Below are 21,708 nucleotides of genomic sequence, written 5' to 3' on the forward strand. Positions count from 1 at the left end.
CCCTTCATGCTGTTCATGGAAGCCGATATTGTCGTCAAGGCGGTGATGATCGGCCTGCTGCTCGCCAGTGTGTGGACCTGGACGATCATCGTCAGCTTCGGCATGAACATTGCGCAAATCTCGCGCAAATCGGACAAGTTCGAGCGGGCCTTCGCCAAGACAGAGGATATGGACCGGTTTTTCGATGAATATGGCCAGTCTTCCCTGCCCAGTGCCAGGGTTCTGGCGTCCGGTGTCAAGGAATGGCGCCGTTCGACCTCGAAGGGACCCATCGACCGGGAAGGCACCCGGCAGCGGCTGGCTTCTGCGATGAACACGACGATCGCTCATGAAGTGGACCGGATCGCCGACCGGCTCAATTTTCTCGCTACGGTCGGCAGTGTTGCTCCTTTTGTCGGTCTGTTCGGTACGGTATGGGGAATCATGCGCAGCTTCTCTGCCATTGCCGCCGAACAGAATAGTTCGCTCGCCGTGGTTGCGCCCGGCATTGCCGAGGCATTGTTCGCAACGGCCATTGGACTGTTTGCAGCAATCCCGGCCGTCATTGCCTATAACCGCTTTTCCCATCGCCTGAACAAGCTGGAGGCCCGCATGGGTCGCTTCGCCGACGGGTTTCACGCAACGCTCAGCCGCGAACTGGAGCTGGGGAACTGAGCATGGGCATGAATATGGGATCCGGAATTGGCAGACGCGGCGGTTCCCGCGGGCGGGCTCCGATGGCCGAGATCAATGTTACGCCCTTTGTTGACGTGATGCTGGTGCTGCTGATCATTTTCATGGTGACGGCACCGTTGCTGGTTACCGGCGTTCCCGTCGACCTGCCGGAGAGCCGCGCCAATGCGCTGGAACAGGAGCAGGAACCGGTCCAGATTTCAATCGATACCGACGGTCGCATCTTCATTGACGACGAAGAACTGAGCCGCGGTGCACTGGAGACACGGTTGCGCGAAATTGCCGCCGAGCAGAATCCGGAAGATCAACGGCAGATCATGCTGCGCGGCGACAAGACGCTAGACTACGGGCTTATCATGGGCGTGATGGGCGAACTCAACCGGGCCGGATTGAACCGGGTTTCGCTGGTCACTACAGGTTCATCGGAGACACCATAGTAGTGGACCGCTGATATGGAAAAAGCTGAAAAAATTGGCTTGGGAATAGCGGCTGCGGGTCATGTGGCCCTGTTCGGCGCGCTATCCTTGAGCGTCCTGAGCAGCACCAACGAGGCCTTTCGCAACAAACCGATCGAAGTAATGATCGCCGATGAAGTGGGACTGGAAAGCGCCGCGCCCGATCCCGCAAAAATTACCCCGGCAACAAGCGTTGCCCCGGAACTTGGTGCGCCGGAGGAGAGCAGCTTTGCCGAACCGGAGCCGCTTCCGGACCCACCGAAGATCGAAGCAAAACCGACACCGGCGGTCAAACCGGCGCCGGTGTCCCGCGAGCCCCGCAGACGGCCGGACAAACCGGCCAGCGTCGCCGCCAAGGCAGAGCCCAAGCCTGCTCCGAAACCGAAACCCCGCGGTTCGCGACTGGGCGACGATTTCCTGAAAGGCGTCACCGATGCGCCTTCGGTCAGCCGGAACCAGAATATTGCCGCCGAAAAAGCTTCTCCGGCGGCTGTCGCCTCTTTGGAACGCGAATTATACCGGCTGATCAAACAGAAATGGCGTCCGCCGACAGGCGCCGATGCCGAGCTTTTGCGCACGACGGTGACGGCCCGTCTCGACAGCAACGGCCGGATCATTGGTACCCCGACAGCGACAACGACCGGCATCACGCCGAGCAACCGTTCGCAAGTCGATATTCATCAGGAACGCGCCATAGCCGCCGTCCAGCTTGCTGCGCCTTTCACAACTTTCCCCGAAAAATTTTACGATGAATGGAAGGTTATCGAACCTGTCCTCTATCTTGGTGTCTAGGAGACCAGCCATGCATTCCGCCGCCCCTTATGTTCGAACATTGATCCTTGGCCTTGTCGCCTGTTTTGGATTGAGCACGATTGCGCAAGCCCAGTTGACCGTCGATGTCGACAATAGCGCATCGGAAGAGCTGATCATTGCCGTTCCCGGCCTGCCCACGCCGCTAAGCGTGAACACGGCCGCCGGCAGCACCAGTGAACTGGGCGGCAAGATAAGCGATGTCATCGTCAGCGACTTGCGATCAAGCGGCCTGTTCAAGCCGATTGGCCGCAATCAGGTCCGCGGCATCAGCTATGCCGAAGTCACCGCTCCGCAATTTCCCTATTGGAGCGGTTCCAATGCCTCTGCCCTGATCCAGGGTTTTGTCCGTGCGAACCCCGACGGCAAATTGACGGTCGGCTGCTATCTCTACGATGTCGCTCTGGAAACCGAACTCACGCGTCAGGGCTTCGTCGTCGAACCCGGCGACTGGCGGCGAGCCGCGCATAAATGCGCTGATGCCATCTATTCGCGACTGAGCGGAGAATCACCCTTCTTTGACAGCCGCATAGCCTATATTGCCGAGACCGGGCCCAAGGGTAACCGGGTCAAACGACTGGCGATCATGGACAGCGACGGCGCCAACCACCGGTTCATCACCAACGGCCAGGCCACTGCCCTCACACCGCGCTTTTCTCCCGATTACAAAAGCATTGTCTATCTCAGCTTTCTCGATGGCAATCCGCGCATCTATATCTACGAGATCGGCACGGGCCGGCAGCGGCTGATTACCCAGAGCACCAACCCGACCTTTGCACCGCGCTGGTCACCCGACGGCAAGTGGATACTCTATTCCATGGCCATTGCCGGCAATACCGACATTTACAAAATCTCTGCGGCGGGCGGCGGCAGACCGCAGCAGCTTACCTTTTCTCCCGGCATTGACATTGGCGGCAGCTTCTCGCCCGACGGCAGCCGGATAGTCTTCGAAAGCGACCGCTCGGGTAGCCAGCAGCTCTATGTCATGAATGCTGACGGCAGCAATGAGCGGCGGATCAGCTTTGGCGGCGGACGCTTTGCCACGCCGGAATGGAGCCCCCGCGGCGATTTGATCGCCTTCACCAAGATGGCGGGCAATTTCCGTATCGGCGTGATGACGCCCAGCGGTGGCGGCGAGCGACTGCTCACCAACAGCTGGCAGGATGAAGCGCCAACCTGGGCCCCCAATGGCCGGGTGATCCAGTTTTTCCGGACAACCAGGGGAAGCGGCGGCACCGGTATCTGGCAAGTCGACCTGACCGGCCGCAACGAACGGCAGTTGCCGACGCCGGTCAATGGCTCCGATCCGGCATGGGGACCATTGCTGCCATAAATTCAAAACGCGACAAACCACTGGAAAAACGCTATATCTCCCGGAAGGGCCGATTCAACAAGGAGCAGAATGATGATGAAATATGCGACCCCCCTCCTGATTACCACCAGCCTGGTATTGGCTGGTTGTGCGAAGAAACCACCTGAAGAATTGCCGCCGGCCCCGATTGGCACAGCGCCAACGCCAGCACCGACTGGTCCTGCCGGACCGGGCTATGCTCCGGGCTCGCAGGGAGATTTCCTGGCCAATACAATGTCCGACAGAATTCTCTTTGATACCGATCGCTTCAATGTCGACTCACAGGATCAGGCGATCTTGCAAAGCCAGGCGCAATGGCTGGCGCAAAACCCCAATGCACGGATCACCATCGAAGGCCATTGCGACGAACGTGGCACGCGTGACTATAATCTCGCGCTGGGCGAACGCCGTGCCAACGCCGCGAAAAACTATCTCGCTTCGCTGGGTGTCAGCCCGTCGCGGATGACGACTGTAAGCTATGGCAAGGAACGCCCAGAAGCGCTTGCTTCCACCGAGAGTGCCTGGGCGCAGAACCGCCGGGCCGTGAGCATCGTGGTCCGCTAAACCGAACCAGAACAACAGACAAAAAAAGGGCCGCTACCTCTTCGGGTAGCGGCCCTTTTTTTAATCTGAAAATCAATTATTTCTTGGTGCCGGTCATCGCCATTTCACCAAAGGCACCCGCCTTTACCGAACCGGCCAGCTGACCATCGGTAATCGTCGCATCGCCTTCCAGCTTCATCGGCATGGGAACCGTCATGTTCATTTCCCAGGTGATGTGATTGCCGTCGACCTTGCCGTTTTCGACATCCATCGATCCCATTCCGCCGGCGTTGACGCCGGTGAACGTGTCACCATCGGTTACGATGGTAAATTCCGAGGTCTGGTCTCCCATCGGGGATTTCGTCACACAAGCATAAGTTCCATCAATAGACATTCCATTCTCCTTTTATGTCAAAGCCCTGATCCGGCTCAGACTAGCGATCACTCGTCGCCTTCTGCCGAATCGTTTGAACTACTCTCACTATTAACAGCAGTGTCACTAGCTTCATAGCCGCGATATTCGATCGGCATATCGAGCGAGTCCAGCTGGGTTTTGATCTTGGACACGTCACCGACAACGACCCAGGTGAATTTATCCGGATCGACCGCGTCAGCCATGGCTTTGTTCAAATCTTCCACCGTCAACGCCTTGTAGCGAGCTGCAACCGTTTCTGCATAGTTCGAAGGCCTGCCCAGCATCACGTCACCCTGCATCTGGCTCAATATGCTGGGCGTGCGCTCGAACTGGCCTGGCAGCTCGCGCACATTGCCATTGACCGTCCGCTCCAGTTCCGCCGGCGTAACGCCGTTTTCGCCCATGAAGTCGCGAACCTGCGCATCAATTGCGGCAACGGCAGGGCCGGTCTGGTTGGTCTGAACCGGCGCGCGCATCGTGTAGAGCACCCGGTCTTCACCGCGCAATACGGTGTTGCGTGTTCCGTAGCTCCAGCCCTTGGTTTCGCGCAGGTCCATGTTGATCCGCGAGAGGAAATTGCCGCCCAATATTTCATTGGCGGCATTGAGGGTCAGCAGATCGTCCGACCCCTTGTACGGCAGGACCTGTCCGGCCAGGATCATCGATTGCGGAGAATTGGGACGATGAACGACAATGATCCGGCCCTGCCCTTCGGGAATGGCGGCATCAAAATTCTTCGCTGGCGCCGCTTTTCCGCTGCCTTTCCACTTGCCGAAGCGCATCTCGAGCTTGTCGATCAGCTCCTGTTTGCCGATTTTGCCCGCAGCAAAGATGGTCGCCTTTGCCGGATGCATCCATTGTTGATGGAAGGCCGCGAGATCATCGCGGGTGATCGCCGATACCGTTTCCTTGGTGCCGTTACCCGACAGGCCGCGGCCATAAGGATGTTCGGAACCGAATACCAGCGGCGGAAGCAGATTGCTGGCAATGCTCAGCGGATCGCTTTCTTCCCGGTCGATTGCCGTGAGCAGCTGAACGCGGATACGTTCGATATCATCGGTCTTGAACGCCGGATTTTTGACAATGTCTGCCATCAGGTCGAGCGAAGCATCAAGGTTTGGATTGACCGCGCTCAGATCGACATCGGTCCGGTCGCGGCCACCGCCGATGCTGATATTGGCACCCAGCCGTTCCTGCTGTTCGGCGATTTCAACCGATGTCAGGCTGGTCGTGCCCTCTTTCAATATTCCGGTGACGAAATTCTGCAGTCCGAGCTTGTCGGAAGAATCAGCGCTGGTGCCAGCATTGAAAGACAGAGACACACGGGTCATCGGCACCGCATCGCGGTGGGCGAAATAGACCTTGATGCCATTGGACAGGGTTGCGGTTTCGACATCCGGAAAATCGACGTTGGGAATGTCGCCCACGGTTGGCAGTTTGGAGCGGTCGGGGACGGTGACCGTCCCGGCTTCACCATCCTGCATATAGAAAGCGGGTGCCGTCAGGACGCCGGTGCGCGCGCCTTTGCCAGCGCCCACTTCCTGATATTCTTCCCGCTCGCCCGGAACGACGGTAATGCCAAGGACGGGACGGGTCAGCCATTTCTGCATCGCCGCCTTCACCGCTGCCGGTGTCGTCGAAGCCAGCCGGCCCAGTTCCTTCTTGTAATATTCCGGATCGTCGGAATAGAGTTTGCCCTGCGCCAGAGCGACCGCCTTGCCGCTAAATCCGCCAACCTGTTCGAGGCCGGCGATCCGCGCTGCGGCATCGCGCGTTGCCACCCGCTGCACTTCGTCCTGGGTCGGGCCATTGGCAATAAAGTCGGCGATGATTTCATCGAGCCGCGCAGCAACGGCATCCGCATCTTCACCCGGTTTGACGTCAGCCTGAACGTTCACGAAGCTTCCATGCACAAACGGGATCACATAAGCGGAAACGGAAACCGCATTTTTCTCTTCCCGCACCATGATATTGTCGAGCCGCGAACTGGCCAAGCCGCCGAGCACGGTCATGCCAACGTCAAGCGGCGTATAATCGGGATCATTCAGGCCCGGCACCACCCAGTTGCGATAGATGCGCGTGGTCGCGACCTTGTCCTTCATCACCTCGTAGATCGGAGCATCGAGAGTCGGCAATGCGGGATCGAGCTGCGGGATTGGCTTGCCAGCCGGTATCGCGCCAAACCATTTGTTGACCTTGGACCGCGCGGTCGCAACATCGATATCACCAGCCAGCACCAGGATCGAATTGTTCGGCCCATAATGATCGGTGAACCATAGCTTCATATCATCGAGCGAAGCGGCTTCGAGATCTTCCAGCGATCCGATCGTGTCGTGGCCATAGGGGTGATCCGAAGGGAACAGCAATTCGGTCTGGCGATAGCCGACCAGCCCGTAAGGCTGATTGTCGCCCTGGCGCTTTTCGTTCGAAACCACGCCTATCTGGTTGTCGAGCTTCTCCTGCGTCACCGCGCCGAGCAGGTAGCCCATCCGGTCGCTTTCGAGGAACAAAGCAACATCAAGCGCGGAGGTCGGAACGGTCTGGAAATAATTGGTCCGGTCCAGCCAGGTCGTGCCGTTGAGATCGGTCGCGCCGATCTGCCGCAGCGGCTCAAAAAAATCGCCCGGTGCATTTTCGGAACCATTGAACATGATATGTTCGAATAGATGCGCATAGCCGGTCTTGCCCTTCGGCTCGTTGGCAGAACCGACGCCATACCAGATCGAGACGGCCACAACCGGCGCCTTGCGATCGGTGTGGACCAGGACTTTCAAACCATTGTCTAGCGTGAATTCTTCATAGGGAATATCGACCGCGGCGACCAGTTCGCTCACTGGCGCGGGTTTGGCGGATTCATGATGTTTGGCCAGTGCGGGCGCAGCAACCGTCAAGGCTGTGGTAGTCAGCGCCAGCAACAGGGAACGGGACAAACGGGACATCGGGATATTCCTCTCAATCAAATGCAAATTTCGTAGCTTAGAACATGGCGGCAAATCGCGTCTGGCCGATTGCCGGCTTCGACAAACGCCATTCAGCCGTCGACCAACAGCTATTTTGCCTTCCACCCCCAGAATAGATGGCAGGGCAGGATATTCCAGAAAGAATAGCCGCTATCGATATGGTCAAAATGCGGCGTCATGAAGTCGCGTGCTTTTTTGACGAACTGGTAGACCAGAAAGGCGCCGCCCGGACGGATAACGTCGTAGGTTTCCTGGGCAATTTTGGGCCCGAGCTGGTCGGGCAGCGTCGAGAAAGGCAGGCCGGAAAGGACATAGTCGGCTTTCTCGTGCCCGAGTTCCCTGATGATCTTTTGGACGTCGGCGGCAGACCCGTGGATCGGGTAGAAACGGCTGTCGCGGATCGACTTGCCCAGATAATCGATGAAATCTTCATTCAGGTCGATCACGATCAGGGTCGCACCGGGCTTCATCCGTTCGAGCACCGGGCGGCAGAAAGTCCCGACGCCCGGGCCATATTCGACGAACAGGTCACACTCGTCCCATTTGACCGGTTCGAGCATCTTTTTGATCGTGATATCGGACGAAGGCATGATCGAGCCGACCATCACCGGATGTTTCAGGAAGCCCTTGAAGAACACGCCCCAGGGACCGAGGCGGCGTTCAAGTCGTGACTTGATGCGGTCCACGATTTTCGTTTTGGCGACACTATTTGACAAACCATTCCTCCGGCGACTGATCAAACTGTCTTACTAGAGCGTTACAGCGCTGGTGACAAATATAATAGCGGTTGCCCGGTGCAAACGACCGGTTAAAAGCAAGCCATGCAACTTCATCCAAACGACTCCATCGCGGTGATTTTTTGTGCGCAGCGTTGCGGCAGCGATGATCAGGCCTATCAGGCCGCGGCAACAGCGATGGGCGATCTGGCTGCGCAGCAGCCCGGTTATCTCGGTGAAGATCATGCCAGGTCCGCAGATGGATTCGGCATTACGGTGAGCTATTGGCAAGATGATGCCAGCGCCAAAGCCTGGCGCGATCATCCGGATCACACCCTTATCCGCGAACGGGGTCGCGACAAATGGTACAGCGCCTACAGCCTTCATGTCACCCGCGTCGAACGTGGCTATGACTGGCAGAAATAGCGTGGCATAGGAACGCCCATGGCCGATTCTCCCGACTTCGAACCGCTGAACCGGAAAGCTTCATCCTTTCCCGAAGCAAAACCGATCGACAGCACTCGCATGGCGGTGCTGTTCTCTGTCATGCTGGTCACGGCGTCGGGCAATACTGCCATGCAATCGATTTTGCCGACGATCGGGACGCAGCTTGATATTCCCGATTTCTGGGTGAGCGCAGCGTTCAGCTGGTCGGCTTTATTATGGGTCTATACCGCTCCGAAATGGGCGCGCCAGTCGGATCATCGCGGTCGCAAAGCGCTGATGCGTCTTGGCATGATCGGCTTCACCACGTCCTTCGCACTGGCCGGTCTGGCCCTGTTTCTCGGGCTGCTGGGCTGGTATAGTGCGCTGTGGACATTTGTCCTGTTCGCTGTTTTCCGCAGTCTATATGGTGGCCTCGGTTCCGCTGCACCGCCAGCAGTGCAAGCCTATGTGGCCGCCCGAACCGCGCGCGCCAACCGGACCAAGGCGCTGTCGCTGATTTCATCCTCCTTCGGGCTCGGCACGATCGTCGGCCCGGCGATTGCGCCCTTGCTGATCATTCCCGCTCTTGGTCTTTCCAGCCCGATGTTTGCCTTTGCCGCAATCGGAATATTGGTGATGGTCGCACTGGCCCTGAAACTGCCCAATGACAATCCCGGCTATAAAGCGCGCGGTGTGGTCACGTCGGAGCCCTATAGCTCTGCCCCGTCTTCCAACAGCTTGAAAGACGAGGATGATGAGGGGGAAGAGGAAAATAGTCTCCCGCCACGATTGCGCTGGGGTGACGACCGAGTCAAGCCGTGGCTGATCACCGGTATCCTGGGCGGCAATGCCCATGCGCTGATATTGGGCGTAGTCGGATTTCTGGTGCTTGACCGGCTGGGCCTGCGCGGCGATCCTGAAATGGGCATTCAAATGACCGGTCTCGTGCTGATGTCCGGCGCTGCGGCAACCCTGCTGGCGCAGTGGGGCCTGATCCCGCTGCTGCAAATGGGCCCGCGCTCCTCAATATTGTGGGGCATGGTTCTCGGCGCCTCTGGCTGCCTGATCATCGGATTTTCTCACGACTTGCACGGTATCATCATCGGATTTGCAGTGGCATCACTGGGCTTTGGTCTGTTCCGTCCCGGTTTCACTGCCGGAGCCTCGCTGGCCGTCAGACGATCCGAGCAAAATGGCGTCGCCGGCATCGTCGCATCGGTAAACGGCATGGCTTTCATTGTGTCACCGGCCTTTGGCGTGCTGCTTTACACCTATGCCGGCCCCCTGCCTTTCTGGCTGGCGACCGGCATCTGTATCTTCCTGTTCGGCTGGGGCTTCAAGACCCTCAAACTCGACGACCGGATTATCTCCGACAACTAGGGCATGAGTCTCGGGTCAGGCCCTAGTGCTTGCTGTCCTTGACCGGAGTCAGCATTCCCGGGGAGACAAAGCCAATCGGTTCAACGCGCATGGCATTTTGCTTCAGCTGCGATTCCATTTTGGAATATTCTTCCTCCATTTCCGGCGTCACCGAAGCCCGGCTGTCTTTCAGTGCCTGTTCGAAATGTTTCATCTGAACCGTTTCAACCAGTCCGCCAAATTCCCGCAGCGCGTGAAGCCCTGCGCGGCGGACCAGATCTTCCAGATCAGCGCCAGAATAGCGATCGGTACTATCCGCCATCTCATCGAGATCGACATCCTTGGCGAGCGGCATTTTCGACGTGTGGATCGCCAATATCCGGCGTCGACCGTCTTTACCGGGAACCGGAACATAGACCAGTTCATCAAAGCGGCCCGGACGCAGCAAGGCTGGATCGACCAGACCGGGACGGTTGGTCGCGCCGATCAGAATCACCGACTGCATTTCCTCCAGCCCGTCCATCTCGGCGAGTATCGTGTTGACAACCCGCTCGGTCACCTGAGGTTCGCCCATACCGCCACCACGTGCCGGGACGAGACTTTCGATTTCATCAATGAACAGGATCGTTGGCGCTACCTGACGCGCCCGGGCAAACAGCCGCGCGATCTGCTGCTCGCTCTCGCCATACCATTTGGAAAGCAGGTCGCTCGATTTGGTGGCGATAAAATTGGCTTCGGCTTCGCGCGCAACCGCCTTCGCCAGCAAGGTCTTGCCGGTTCCGGGCGGTCCATAAAGCAGAAAACCCTTGGCCGGACGAATGCCAAGCCGGGTGAAGGCTTCCGGATTTTTCAGCGGTAGCTCGATACCCTCCTTCAGCCGCATTTGTGCATCGTCAAGGCCGCCAATATCTTCCCAGCGGACATCGGGGACCTGAACCATGACTTCGCGCATCGCCGATGGCTGGACCCGTTTCAGCGCTTCGACAAAATCATGCCGCAGAACAACAAGTTCCTCGAGTACTTCCGGTGGTACGGTTTCCGCTTCAAGATCCAGTTTCGGCATGATCCGGCGCACGGCTTCAATCGCTGCCTCACGGGTCAGGGCCGCCAGATCTGCTCCGACAAAACCATAGGTTGTGCGTGCAAGCTCTTTTAAATCCACGGCTTTGTCGAGCGGCATGCCACGAGTGTGGATCCCCAGTATCTCGCGCCGGCCGGCAACATCGGGAACGCCGACGATGATTTCCCGGTCAAAGCGGCCGGGACGGCGCAACGCCTCATCAATGGCCTCGGGGCGATTGGTCGCCGCAATGACCACCAGATTGAGCCGCGATTCGAGCCCGTCCATCAAGGTGAGCAACTGCGCCACCAGACGCTTTTCGGTTTCACCCTGCACCTGCCCGCGCTTCGGTGCGATCGAATCGATCTCGTCAATGAACAGTATCGAAGGGGCTGCCTTGGTTGCTGCCTCAAATATTTCGCGGAGTTTCTTTTCCGATTCGCCATATGCGGAGCCCATGATTTCCGGACCGTTGATCAGGAAAAACTCAGCATCGCTCTCATTGGCAACCGCTCGGGCGAGCCGCGTCTTGCCGGTGCCCGGAGGCCCATGCAGCAACACCCCGCGTGGCGGGTCAACGCCAAGCCGGGTGAAGAGCTGCGGATAGCGCAGCGGCAATTCCACCATTTCACGGAGCTGATCGATGGTTTCGTGCAACCCGCCGATATCGTCATAAGTAACATCGGCCCGGCGATGCTCGGTCGATTCTTCATATTCGGGACGCAGCTCGACCTCGGTCTCTTCATCGATATGGACGATTCCCTTGGGCAGGGTCGAAACGACGTTGAGCCGGATCTGCGTGAGCGAAAAGGCCGGTGCCGCAAGCATCTGCCGCAATTGCGGCGGCATGTCGCTACGATCCACCTGCTGCTGGCCATGGGTAGCGACAAAATCACCGGATTTGAGTGGCCGTCCCATGAAGCTGCGCTTCAGTCCGCCGCCATTGCCTTGCAGACGGAGGTCCTTCTGCGCTGGCGCGAAGACGACTTTCTTGGCTGGCTTCGATTCGACCTTGCGAATTTCAACATAGTCGCCCGCTCCCACACCGGCATTGGCGCGTTGCAGGCCATCCAGCCGGACAAAATCCAGGCCTTCATCTTCCTGATAGGGCAAAACCGCTCGTGCCGGGGTCGTCTGCTTGCCGATAATTTCGACGACATCGCCCTCAATCAGTCCCAATTTGCCTAGATTATCCCGGGACAATCTCGCCAGACCGCGACCGCTATCCTCGGGCCTGGCATTGGCAACTTGCAGTTTTAGCAGCTTGCTATCGTCTTCGGGCGTTTCATTTGTGGGCGCAGGATCGGACACGGGGGCGGATCTCCTCAATATCGTTTCGGTTGTTTCCAACAAGATAGGGATCACGCTGTCGATATGCGACTCTGATTTTCAATTGTAGAGTCGGATGGCAGAATTCGGCCAAAAAAAAAGGCCAGTTCCGAAGAACTGGCCTGAAAAGTTTTTAGGAGAGGATGCCTGAAAGGCCCATCCTAAATGCGTCGAAACCCATTATTGTGCAAGTGCGAAAAGAACATTAAAGGTTGCACATATTGCAACTTAGCAATAATGGTAGCGACAGTTTTCCGCCATTCCCGTTGATTCGCATTCATTTTTGCGTTGCACAAAGCTGATTTAGCCACAATATCGATCATAATATGCGCCGACTTCCTCCCCTTCGCGCCCTTGAGGCCTTTATCCGTGTTGCTCGCCTGGGCTCTTCCAAGGCCGCTGCAGCAGAGCTGGCGCTGTCTGCACCTGCGCTGAGCCGGCGAATCAAATCGCTCGAGGATCATATCGGCAAACCGCTGTTCGAACGGCGGAACCAGTCGATGGTGCTCAACGAAGATGGCCACGCATTGCTGAAAGCCGTCGCTCCGGCGATGGAAACCATTGGCGAAGCAGTCGACCAGATGACCGTTACCGGTGGTGACATGCGTCTGCGGCTCGGCGTGCTTCCCCTGTTTGGTGCCACGCGCTTGCTGCCGCGCCTTCCGGAACTCAAAAAACTTTACCCGAAGCTGCACATTGACGTCGACACCTCATCCCATGCAGAAAATATGCTGGGTGATGCCGTCGATGCAGCGATCATCATCAGCGACCATGTCGATCCCAACCTTTACGCAGTGAAGCTGGACAGCAACAAGGTGTACGCGATCGCATCCGCAGAACTGACCAGCGGCCCGAATGCCGTGAAACATCCGGAAGATCTGAAGAATCACAATATTCTGATCCACAGCAATATGACCCGGGCCTTTGACCAGTGGAAAGAAGCGGTAGGCCTGCCCGATCTGCAACCCGCCGGTATCGACCATCTCGATAGCGGCCCGCTGATGCTGGAAGCCGCAGCCCAGGGCCTCGGCATCGCGATCATGCATGGCGGCCATTTTTCCGACGCCAATGATGCGCGGCTGGTCCGGCTGTTCGACCATCAGGTCGACAGCCCCTACAGCTACTGGTTCGTGTGCCGCAAACGCGACATGAAGAACCGCGCGGTGCGGATATTCCATGACTGGGTTGTCAAAGCGGGTCTCTAGACCCGGGGCACTAGGCCTTGAGATCGGGGTCCAGCTCCAGATCATCGTCGAGCTGCACGCCAAAGCTGTTCAGCAGCATCGATACCTGGCTATATTGCCCCACGGTCATCACCAGATCCATGCGCTGTTTCTCGGTCAGCTCCGCTAGCGCGGCCCAGGTCGCATCGCCAACATGCCCGTCACCGGTCAGTTCGTCGGTGGCCTGCAGCAATGCACGCTCCAGCGCCGTCCATCCCGGTGCATCCGGTCCCGCCTTGATCCGCTCGATCTCTTCATCGGTCAGACCGCAATCCTTGCCGATGCGGACATGCTGCGCCCATTCATAGCCGGACTTCCAGTTGAAACCGGTGCGCAGGATGATGATCTCGCGCTCCCGCGCCGGCAGGTCATTATGATCGGACAGTATATAGCCGCCCCACCACATGAACGCCTTATAGGCTTTCGGGGCCCTGATCAGGGTTCGGAAGATATTGAGTATCTTGCCGGTCTTGAAGCGCTCGCCCAGCATCGCCCGATGCTCTGGACCGAGTTCTGACTCGGCGAGCGGGGCGATCCTGGGTTTATCGAGACGCATTTTTGTAAATTAGCCGAGGGTTACGGACTTGATCGCGCCTGGCTTCGCTGGTGGTTCGCCCTTTGGCAGCGCGTGCACCGCTTCCATGCCGGAGGTCACTTCGCCCCAGACCGTATATTGGCCATCGAGGAAGCCTGCATCGTCGAGGCAGATGAAAAACTGGCTGTTGGCGCTGTTCGGGTCCATCGTGCGGGCCATCGAGCAAGTGCCTTCGACATGCGGTTCTTTCGAAAATTCCTGCGCAATATCGGGCTTGTCGCTGCCGGACATGCCGGTACCGGTCGGGTCGCCGCCCTGCGCCATGAAACCGTTGATGACGCGGTGGAAAACAACGCCGTCATAAAAGCCTTCGGATGCCAGCTCGGTGATCCGCGCGACATGATTAGGTGCAAGATCAGGCCGGAGCTTGATTTCAACATCGCCTGTGTCGAGGTGGAAAGTCATTTTTTCGTGGGACATCGGGTCTATTCCTTTTCGGTCATTGAATCAGTCTTGGGGCGCATATAGGCAACGCTTCCGGAAAAATCACCCTGTCTGGCGATAATTGTCACAAAAGATTGCAATTGCAACGTTGCAGCGACTAATAAGCAGCCGAACGCGCACATCAGGGGAGCATCGCGATGACCGATATCAACGATCCCCAGCACGCCACCATCGAACGCGAAGATGTTCTGGATGATGACAACCGGCTAACCGACGAATTTGTCCGTTCGGTCTCCGATGCGGTCGACAATAATGATAGCACGCTGGCGCAGGAACTGGTCAACCCGCTCCATAATGCCGACATTGCCGATCTGTTCGAGCTGATAGATGCAGATGAACGCGCGCCGCTAGCCAGCGCTCTCGGCGATCTGGTGAGCGCCGACGTGCTCGCGGAGATGAACGAGCATGTTCGCGAAGACCTGATCGACGTGCTCGATGCCGGGCAGATTGCGGACCTCACCGAACAGCTGGACACCGATGATGCGGTCGCAATCATCGAGGATCTCGACGAGGGCGAGCAACAGGCGGTTCTGGCCGAGCTCGATGCCGAAGACCGAGCCGCGATCGAAAGCGCCCTCACCTATGAGGAAGAAACCGCTGGCCGGATCATGCAACGCGAATTTGTCGCGGTGCCCGAGCATATGCGGGTCGGCGATCTGATCGACTATCTGCGCAAGAGTGATGATCTGACCACCGAATTCTGGGAAATCTATGTTGTCGACCCGGCGTTCCGGCCGATTGGCACCTGCCAGCTCAGCTGGATTCTCAGAACCCCGCGCGAAATCGCTATCGCCGATGTGATGAAGCGCGAGCAGACCCTGATCCCGGTCGACATGGACCAGGAAGAAGTGGCGTTGCGCTTCCAGAAATATAATCTGATTTCCGCCGCTGTCGTCAATGATGACGGGCGCCTGATCGGGATGATCACCGTCGATGACATTCTCCATATTGTCGAGGATGAGGCCAGCGAAGACGTGCTGCTGCTCTCCGGTGCCGGCGACGGCGACATCAACGAGCCGATTCGCGATAGTTACAAGGCGCGTGTCCGCTGGCTGATCACCAATCTGGCGACGGCTCTGGTGGCCAGTTTTGTCATCTCGATCTTCGGCGCGGCCATCGAACAGATGGTTGCGCTCGCGATTCTCATGCCGATCGTCGCCTCGATCGGCGGCAATGCCGGTACCCAGACCATGGCCGTCTCGGTCCGCGCCCTGGCGATGAACGAACTGACCCGCTCCAACACCCGCCGGATTATCGGGCGGGAATTCAGGATCGCATTGCTCAACGGCGCCACCATTGCCGTGCTGGTCGGACTCGGCACCGGCCTGGCCTTCGCTAATCCCGTGCTCGGCGGGGTTATCGCGCTGGCCATGCTGATCAATATCGTGATCGCCGGATTTGCCGGCATATTCGTTCCCGTGATGCTCGACCGGCTGGATCAGGATCCGGCCCTGGCCTCTTCGGTCTTCGTCACCATGATCACCGACACCATGGGCTTTCTGGCCTTCCTCAGCCTCGCCGTTGGCAGCGGGATGGTCAGCCTCTAGGCCCTCGTATAGGCTGCGACAAAATTTCCCAGGTCGGTATATATCCGTTCCCGCTCGCATTCGCCCAGCATTTCGCAACTGAGTGAATCAAAGCCAGGCCGGTTTGCGCCAGCCGCCAGCCGAATGGCCGCGACCAGCCATATTTCATCTGGCGTGGTTTGCGAACAGCAGGGACGCCCGATCTGGAACGGTTCCTGCCAGGCGGATCCGATGGTCTCTGCCAATATCAATATCCGCGTCGCCGCCCGCCGTCCTCCCAGCCTGTCTGACAGATGGTCCAGACAGTCATATGCATTTTGGCTTGCGACCACCGCTAGGCGAAAGGCGATGATCAATTTCGCTTCGACCGATGGCAATGTTCTGATGTCCGGCAGTGGTAACAAAAGCTTTTCCAGTATCTCACCCAATCTGTCTCTCCTCTATGTCCGAGTCCCCTACAGTATGATATTGATAATCATTTGCAATAAGATTCTTGCAAGAAAGATATTTGGGCGAGCTTGATTTGGCGGATACGGCACCTGAACATGCTTGACTAAACCGGTCGTGCACCACAGATAATCGCCATGCCACTCAACATGACCAAGATCGCCTATCGCAGCGAAAGCCCGGAAACGCTGCGAAAATGGCTTGAATCCCACAAAGACAATAGAGCGACCGGCGGCGAAGCCCGGCTCACCACCCGCTATCTGCCGAAGCGCCACGCAGAAATGATCGGCGGCTCACTCTACTGGATTCACGCAAAGAAAATCGTCGGTCGCTCGCCGATCATCGGCTTCATGGACAATGGCGAAGGGCGGCAGTGGATCAGGCTGGAACCGCGGCTTGTCGCGGTCCAACCGATCCCCAAGCGCGCCCATCAGGGCTGGCGCTATCTCGAGGAAAATGACGCGCCATCCGATCTCGGCGGCGACGTGGAAGGTGCCGAGGAGATGCCCGCCGAGATGCTCGGCGAACTGGCGAATCTGGGACTGGTCTAGACATCCGCAAACAGGGGGTGTGCCAACCGGATCCGGTCACCCCTTTCCATCCACCCAATGCTTGAGCAAATTATAGGCAATCGCAAAAGGCGGCGGCGCAACGAACAGCGCTCCCGGGTCACCGGCCATGGCCGCTTTGACCTCGTCGAGCGAGAACCAGGCCGCTTCCTCGATTTCCTCTTCGTCAAGCGTCAGCGTCGGATCGTCGGTGACGCTGGTGCAGGCAATCATCAGCGAAGAAGGGAAAGGCCAGGGCTGGCTCGCGACATAGCGGACGTCCCGTACCTTGATCCCGGCTTCTTCAAACAGCTCGCGCTTGACGCAGCCTTCGATACTCTCGCCCGGCTCCAGAAATCCGGCAAGCGCGGAAAAGCTTTTCGGCGGGAAGCGCGGCTGACGGCCGAGCAAAACCTTGCCTTCGCATTCCGACAGCATGATCGCCACCGGATCGGTGCGCGGGAAATGCTCTGCTCTGCAACCGTCTTTGTCGGGATCGCACAGGCGCGCCCAGCCGCCCTTGCGGGACTCGGTCGGCTTGCCGCATTGGGCGCAAAATTTATGCCGCGCATGCCAGTCGACCAGGCTCCGTGCCGTGGCATAAATTGCCGCCTGATCCGCGGGCAAGCTCCCCAAAGTCTGCCAGAGCGCCCGATTGGCGGCAGGTCCGGCATCCCCGGCTCCGTTCAGCTCTGCGAAAAAGGGCGTATCGTCTTCGATGCCGAGCAAAAGCAGATCATGATCCGGCGAGGCTTCATAGGCTGCGCCCCAGGCAAGATCGCCATGGTCATCAAAAACCGGATTCAGGCCGTCCAGCTTGAGCAGCCTGGCCCGCGGATTCATCATCGCGGCGCGCAGCTTCTCCGGATTGACCCGCACCTGATCGGTGCGGTCCAGCGTCCCGCCGGCAAAAGTGGGCACTATGGTATTTTCAACAATCGACATCTTGTCTCCCGGACATTTTATATTGTGGCTCCCTTGCGAAAGGGAGAGAATTTATTGTCCTTACGGACTGGTATTGCCCGCGCCCGCCTGCGCGTTCCCGGTCAGATCGGCATAGACATATTTCGGGAAATCCGACTGGAAGGGATAGCTGTTCGACGGGATATATTGAGTGTAGCCGCCAGCGCGGAGACCGCGGGCTGTGTCGACAAAGGCCGATGTCCCGGCTGCTCCACCCCAGCCGAATGTGCCGGCCGGGCTGACTGCGGTACCTAGACCGGACCGTCCGCCCGCGCCGAAGCCGTGATTGGCCACCCAGGTCCCGGCGGTACTGGCGGTTTCGGGTAGCAGGTTGGACATGCCGAGTTTCACCGTATCCGGCTTCATCACCTGCACATCGCCGACCTTGCCAAATCCGAGCAGCATCTGAAGGAACTTGTCATAATCGCCAGCCGTTCCGACCAGGCCGGTGCTGCCAAAGGCAAAGGGCGGCTTGTCGAGATAGATGCTGGTGGCACCGGGATCGATCGGGATCAGCGATCCCGCGAATGGCGCATAATTGTCTGCGAGATCAGCCGCGCGGTCGGCAGGAACCCGATAGAATATATTCTTCATGCCCAATGGTCCGAACATCCGCTCCTGCAGGAACTGGTCGAGCGGTTTGCCGGAGACCTTCTCGATCACCGCGCTCAATACATCATGGCTCAGCGAATAGCTCCACTGGGTGCCGGGTTGATAGACCAATGGCAATTCCGAGAGGCGCTTCACGAAGGTCATGATATCCGGAGTAGCCGCGCCCGGATCAATGCCGGGAATCGAGCTGCGGCTGATACGACCGGGGGTCAGTCCCGCTGCAAGATAGGCCTTCTGGATCGGGCCTTTCGAAATGATCGTATAGCCCAGCCCTGCCGTATGGGTCTGTAGCTGGCGGATGGTAATCGGCGTCTTGGCCGGCTCGACATTGTCCAGTGCGCCTTCGGGATCGACCAGCACCTGCATTTCGGCAAATTCGGGGAAGATGTCGGACAAAGGCTGATCGAGAGAAATCAGACCATCCTCGACCAACATCATAGTCGCCATACCGGTAATCGGCTTGGTCTGCGAATACATCCGCCACAGCGTATCGGTGCCGACCAGCCTGTCTCCGCCGAGCTTTAGCGTGCCGGCAGAAATCACCTGTGGTGCCGCCTGACCGAAGCCGATCATCGCCATCATGCCGGCGACCTTCTTTTCCGCGACATATTGATTGATGATCTTGGTCAGACCGGGGAAACTGATTCCCATTTCCTTGGCGAAGACAATGCCGGGCGTTCCGGCCAGAAAAGCACCAGCGCCAATCCCGCCGAGAACAGAGCGTCGGGAGAATGGGGAACCAAGCGACGATATTGCAGGTTTTGCGGCGATCATTTTTTTTCCTTCAGTTTCCATCTCACGGCCTTGGCATACAGGGTCGGTAATCCCGCCTCCGCTATCTGGTCCAGCGCCCACCAGATATTGTCATCCTTGTTAGTAGCGATTTTCTCATCCTGATAAACTGCCAAATCCACCTCAAGCGAAAAATGCGTGAAGCTGTGCTGAACAATATTGTCATGCACCTGCCATTTGCCCGCCATTGGCGGCTTGGCATGGCCGTCGTTTCCCGCTGCCCAGCCGTCATCGGGCAGCGCCCGCATGCCGCCAAGCATGCCTTTCGGCGGCCTGGTGGCCAGCAATATTCTGCCCTGCTGCTCGACCCAGAAAAACCGGGCGCGGCGGACCGGCTTGGTCTTTTTCGGCGGCTTGACGGGAAAGAACTCCATATTGCCGAGTGCATGGGCAGCACACTGCTCTTGCACCGGACAGATTTCACATTTCGGATTTTTCGATGTGCAGATAGTGGCGCCGATATCCATGCAGGCCTGAGCAAAGTCTCCGGCTCCGTGTTTCGGCGTGATCCTGTCCATCGCCGCCCGGATTTCGGCCTTGCCCCTTGGCAGCGGCGTATCGATGGCGAACAGCCGTGACACCAGCCGTTCGATATTGGCATCCACCACCACCGCCCGTTCGCCAAATGCAATGGCGGCGATGGCGGCCGCGGTATAGGCGCCCACCCCGGGCAGCTGAAGAAGTTCAGACTCTTTCTGAGGAAATCTTCCATCCAATATATCAGTGACATGCACCGCGCATTTGCGAAGATTTCTTGCCCGTGCATAGTAACCGAGGCCGGCCCAGGCGGCCATCACATCCGCTTCATCGGCACGCGCCAGCTCCTGAACCGTCGGCCAGCGCCGGGTGAATTTCTCGAAATAGCTTTTGACCGCGCCCACCGTCGTCTGCTGCAGCATGACTTCGGACAGCCAGACATGATAGGGATCGGGCAAATTGCTGCCCGGCGGCGACCGCCACGGCAGCTTTCGCGCCTTATCCACATAATGTGCACCGATATTGGCAGAAATTTTACGCGCTTTGGCGGGGAAACTATCGACGGCCATGGCCGCGCCATGCCATAAAAGGACATAATGGCGAAGAAAATTGACAATATTGGATCTGAAAAGGCGAAAACCGTCGAAAACGGTAAGCCCGTGTCCAAAAAATTGCCGAAAAAAGCCGCAAAAAAACCGGCCGCCAAAGCATATCAGAAATACCAGCGCCCGCGCGGTGGCCCGGCGAAAAGCATCTCCGATCTGGTACCGGAAATCGGTCGTGCGGCCTTTCGCCGCTATGGCTTCATCCAGAGTTCGGTGGTCAGCCGCTGGGCAGAAATTGTCGGCGAACGCTATGCTGGCGTGTCCCTGCCCGAATCGATCCGCTTTCCCCGCGGCGAAAAAGAAGGCGGCACGTTGCATCTGCTGGTCAGCGGCGCTTATGCGACCATGATGCAGCATATCGCGCCGGATATTATCGAGCGGGTCAACCGCTTCTTCGGCTATGGCGCCGTCAGTCAGATAAGATTCAGGCAAGGCGTCGTAACACCTAAGAAAGACAAGGAAAAAAGGGTCCCCCTGCCCGCTTCGCTGAAGCCTGCGCCACTCCAGCTGGGCGAGAATCTGCGCGATATCGGCGATGCGGAGCTGAACCGGGTGCTCGAATCGCTCGCATCGGCGGTTGCAAAGGCGGAAGCGGCCCCTAAGAAAGATGCGAAGTTGACCATAAAGGTCGTCGGCAAGATTGGCGGCGGTGACAAGAAGAAGGACCGAATATGAATCTGGGAAGCGCGTATCTTGCTTCGGCATTGGTAACAGCAGCGGTGGTTGCCGCCCCGGCATCCGCTCAGCAGAACGACACCGCCAGCCGGGTCACTCTGTCCTCGATCGGCGGCCATGTCATGGGCAACCCCCTCGCGAAACACAAGCTGACCGAATATATGAGCTACACATGCAATCACTGTGCGGCATTTGAAAAAGATTCCCACAGCACCCTGATGAACAATTATATCAACAAGGCCCATGTCAGCTTCGAGGTTCGCAATCTGGTTCTCAACCCCATAGACCTTACCGCAGCCATGCTCGCTCGTTGCGGCGGGCGCACCAAATTTTTCGGTAATCACCGGGCTCTGCTGCTGAAACAGTCAGAGTGGCTGAAGAAATTCCATTCTGCTACCCCCGAAGTGATGAAGACCATGAACGACGGTACCGTTCCGGAGCGCATGAAGAAAATCAGCAAGGCCGCCGGTCTCGATACATTGATGAAAGCGCGCGGATTTACGACAGCCCAAATCAATGCCTGCCTGTCCGATCAGGCCGAACAGGACAAGATACTGGCGATGACAAAATATGGCACAGAGACGCTCAAACTGACCGGAACACCCAGCTTCACGATTGGCGATCAACCGCTTGCCAAGGTCCACAGCTGGACGGCATTGCAACCCAAATTGGCGGCACTTCCGCAATAAACCTTCGATAATCTCA

Annotated in this window: 22 protein-coding genes; 12 read left to right on the top strand and 10 right to left on the bottom strand. The window is 58.0% G+C overall.

Annotated features, from left to right (window positions below):
- Positions 1-6: 6 nt before the first annotated feature.
- From tolQ to pal, 5 genes are all read left to right on the top strand, one after another.
- Positions 7-654 (top strand): protein TolQ, encoded by a 648-nt coding sequence (gene tolQ / locus AZE99_RS11600; protein ID WP_067201247.1) that lies wholly within the window; start codon positions 7-9, stop codon positions 652-654.
- Between the two features lie 2 nt (positions 655-656).
- Positions 657-1,109, top strand: a complete 453-nt coding sequence (gene tolR, locus AZE99_RS11605; RefSeq protein ID WP_067201250.1) for a protein TolR — start codon at positions 657-659, stop codon at positions 1,107-1,109.
- Positions 1,110-1,124: 15 nt separating this feature from the next.
- Positions 1,125-1,919 (top strand): hypothetical protein, encoded by a 795-nt coding sequence (locus AZE99_RS11610; RefSeq protein ID WP_067201252.1) that lies wholly within the window; start codon positions 1,125-1,127, stop codon positions 1,917-1,919.
- Between the two features lie 10 nt (positions 1,920-1,929).
- Positions 1,930-3,270 (top strand): Tol-Pal system beta propeller repeat protein TolB, encoded by a 1,341-nt coding sequence (tolB, locus tag AZE99_RS11615; RefSeq protein WP_067201255.1) that lies wholly within the window; start codon positions 1,930-1,932, stop codon positions 3,268-3,270.
- 75 nt (positions 3,271-3,345) lie between these two features.
- Positions 3,346-3,852 carry a peptidoglycan-associated lipoprotein Pal gene (gene pal / locus AZE99_RS11620; protein WP_067203608.1) on the top strand — a complete coding sequence of 169 codons (507 nt, stop codon included), beginning with the start codon at positions 3,346-3,348 and terminating at the stop codon, positions 3,850-3,852.
- A gap of 76 nt (positions 3,853-3,928) precedes the next feature.
- Here pal and AZE99_RS11625 read toward each other — a convergent pair whose 3' ends face one another.
- The 3 genes from AZE99_RS11625 to AZE99_RS11635 all read right to left on the bottom strand — a co-directional run bounded on the left by AZE99_RS11625 (position 3,929) and on the right by AZE99_RS11635 (position 7,922).
- Positions 3,929-4,225 (bottom strand): hypothetical protein, encoded by a 297-nt coding sequence (locus AZE99_RS11625; protein ID WP_067201258.1) that lies wholly within the window; start codon positions 4,223-4,225, stop codon positions 3,929-3,931.
- 47 nt (positions 4,226-4,272) lie between these two features.
- The gene (locus AZE99_RS11630) at positions 4,273-7,185 is read right to left on the bottom strand and encodes a M16 family metallopeptidase (protein ID WP_067201260.1); all 2,913 of its coding nucleotides are present in this window, start codon (positions 7,183-7,185) and stop codon (positions 4,273-4,275) included.
- A gap of 110 nt (positions 7,186-7,295) precedes the next feature.
- On the bottom strand, positions 7,296-7,922 hold the full coding sequence (locus tag AZE99_RS11635) for a class I SAM-dependent methyltransferase (protein ID WP_067201263.1): 627 nt from the start codon (positions 7,920-7,922) through the stop codon (positions 7,296-7,298).
- Between the two features lie 105 nt (positions 7,923-8,027).
- On the opposite strand from AZE99_RS11635, the gene AZE99_RS11640 reads away from it, so the two are divergent.
- Together AZE99_RS11640 and AZE99_RS11645 are read left to right on the top strand one after the other, a co-directional pair.
- Positions 8,028-8,348, top strand: a complete 321-nt coding sequence (locus AZE99_RS11640; protein ID WP_067201265.1) for an antibiotic biosynthesis monooxygenase family protein — start codon at positions 8,028-8,030, stop codon at positions 8,346-8,348.
- 18 nt (positions 8,349-8,366) lie between these two features.
- Complete coding sequence (locus tag AZE99_RS11645; RefSeq protein ID WP_067201267.1) at positions 8,367-9,728, top strand: MFS transporter; 1,362 nt, start codon at positions 8,367-8,369, stop codon at positions 9,726-9,728.
- Between the two features lie 22 nt (positions 9,729-9,750).
- Here the strand turns inward: AZE99_RS11645 and AZE99_RS11650 are convergent, their stop codons facing one another.
- A complete protein-coding gene (locus AZE99_RS11650) occupies positions 9,751-12,078 on the bottom strand; it encodes a CDC48 family AAA ATPase (protein ID WP_082788351.1) in 2,328 nt (775 codons plus the stop codon).
- A gap of 344 nt (positions 12,079-12,422) precedes the next feature.
- On the opposite strand from AZE99_RS11650, the gene AZE99_RS11655 reads away from it, so the two are divergent.
- On the top strand, positions 12,423-13,301 hold the full coding sequence (locus AZE99_RS11655; protein ID WP_067201269.1) for a LysR substrate-binding domain-containing protein: 879 nt from the start codon (positions 12,423-12,425) through the stop codon (positions 13,299-13,301).
- Between the two features lie 10 nt (positions 13,302-13,311).
- Here AZE99_RS11655 and AZE99_RS11660 read toward each other — a convergent pair whose 3' ends face one another.
- Positions 13,312-13,875: a carboxymuconolactone decarboxylase family protein gene (locus tag AZE99_RS11660; RefSeq protein ID WP_067201272.1), complete on the bottom strand. Its 564-nt coding sequence runs from the start codon at positions 13,873-13,875 to the stop codon at positions 13,312-13,314.
- Between the two features lie 9 nt (positions 13,876-13,884).
- Positions 13,885-14,334 carry a peptidylprolyl isomerase gene (locus AZE99_RS11665; protein ID WP_067201275.1) on the bottom strand — a complete coding sequence of 150 codons (450 nt, stop codon included), beginning with the start codon at positions 14,332-14,334 and terminating at the stop codon, positions 13,885-13,887.
- Positions 14,335-14,495: 161 nt separating this feature from the next.
- On the opposite strand from AZE99_RS11665, the gene mgtE reads away from it, so the two are divergent.
- Positions 14,496-15,905, top strand: a complete 1,410-nt coding sequence (gene mgtE / locus AZE99_RS11670) for a magnesium transporter (protein ID WP_067201277.1) — start codon at positions 14,496-14,498, stop codon at positions 15,903-15,905.
- Here the strand turns inward: mgtE and AZE99_RS11675 are convergent.
- Positions 15,902-16,312: a hypothetical protein gene (locus tag AZE99_RS11675; protein ID WP_067201280.1), complete on the bottom strand. Its 411-nt coding sequence runs from the start codon at positions 16,310-16,312 to the stop codon at positions 15,902-15,904. The genes mgtE and AZE99_RS11675 overlap by 4 nt on opposite strands.
- Before the next feature lie 156 nt (positions 16,313-16,468).
- Between AZE99_RS11675 and AZE99_RS11680 the strand changes: the two genes are divergently transcribed.
- Positions 16,469-16,882, top strand: a complete 414-nt coding sequence (locus AZE99_RS11680; RefSeq protein ID WP_067201283.1) for a DUF1489 family protein — start codon at positions 16,469-16,471, stop codon at positions 16,880-16,882.
- Between the two features lie 36 nt (positions 16,883-16,918).
- On the opposite strand, the gene nudC is transcribed toward AZE99_RS11680, so the two are convergent.
- From nudC to AZE99_RS11695, 3 genes are read right to left on the bottom strand one after another with little or no spacing between them, the layout of a single operon-like run.
- Positions 16,919-17,824, bottom strand: a complete 906-nt coding sequence (gene nudC / locus AZE99_RS11685) for an NAD(+) diphosphatase (RefSeq protein WP_067201286.1) — start codon at positions 17,822-17,824, stop codon at positions 16,919-16,921.
- A gap of 60 nt (positions 17,825-17,884) precedes the next feature.
- Entirely contained in the window at positions 17,885-19,228 is a 1,344-nt protein-coding gene (locus AZE99_RS11690; protein ID WP_067201289.1) for a serine hydrolase domain-containing protein, read from the bottom strand.
- Positions 19,225-20,292 carry an A/G-specific adenine glycosylase gene (locus tag AZE99_RS11695; protein WP_067201292.1) on the bottom strand — a complete coding sequence of 356 codons (1,068 nt, stop codon included), beginning with the start codon at positions 20,290-20,292 and terminating at the stop codon, positions 19,225-19,227. The genes AZE99_RS11690 and AZE99_RS11695 overlap by 4 nt, the downstream gene beginning before the upstream one ends.
- A gap of 27 nt (positions 20,293-20,319) precedes the next feature.
- Here AZE99_RS11695 and AZE99_RS11700 point away from each other — a divergent pair, with 27 nt between their 5' ends.
- Positions 20,320-21,003: a DUF721 domain-containing protein gene (locus AZE99_RS11700; RefSeq protein ID WP_082788352.1), complete on the top strand. Its 684-nt coding sequence runs from the start codon at positions 20,320-20,322 to the stop codon at positions 21,001-21,003.
- Positions 21,000-21,692, top strand: a complete 693-nt coding sequence (locus AZE99_RS11705) for a DsbA family protein (protein ID WP_067201295.1) — start codon at positions 21,000-21,002, stop codon at positions 21,690-21,692. Before AZE99_RS11700 ends, AZE99_RS11705 begins: the two co-directional genes overlap by 4 nt.
- The last annotated feature ends 16 nt before the right edge of the window (positions 21,693-21,708 follow it).

The sequence above is a fragment of the Sphingorhabdus sp. M41 genome, assembly GCF_001586275.1.
In the GTDB taxonomy this organism is placed as follows: domain Bacteria; phylum Pseudomonadota; class Alphaproteobacteria; order Sphingomonadales; family Sphingomonadaceae; genus Parasphingorhabdus.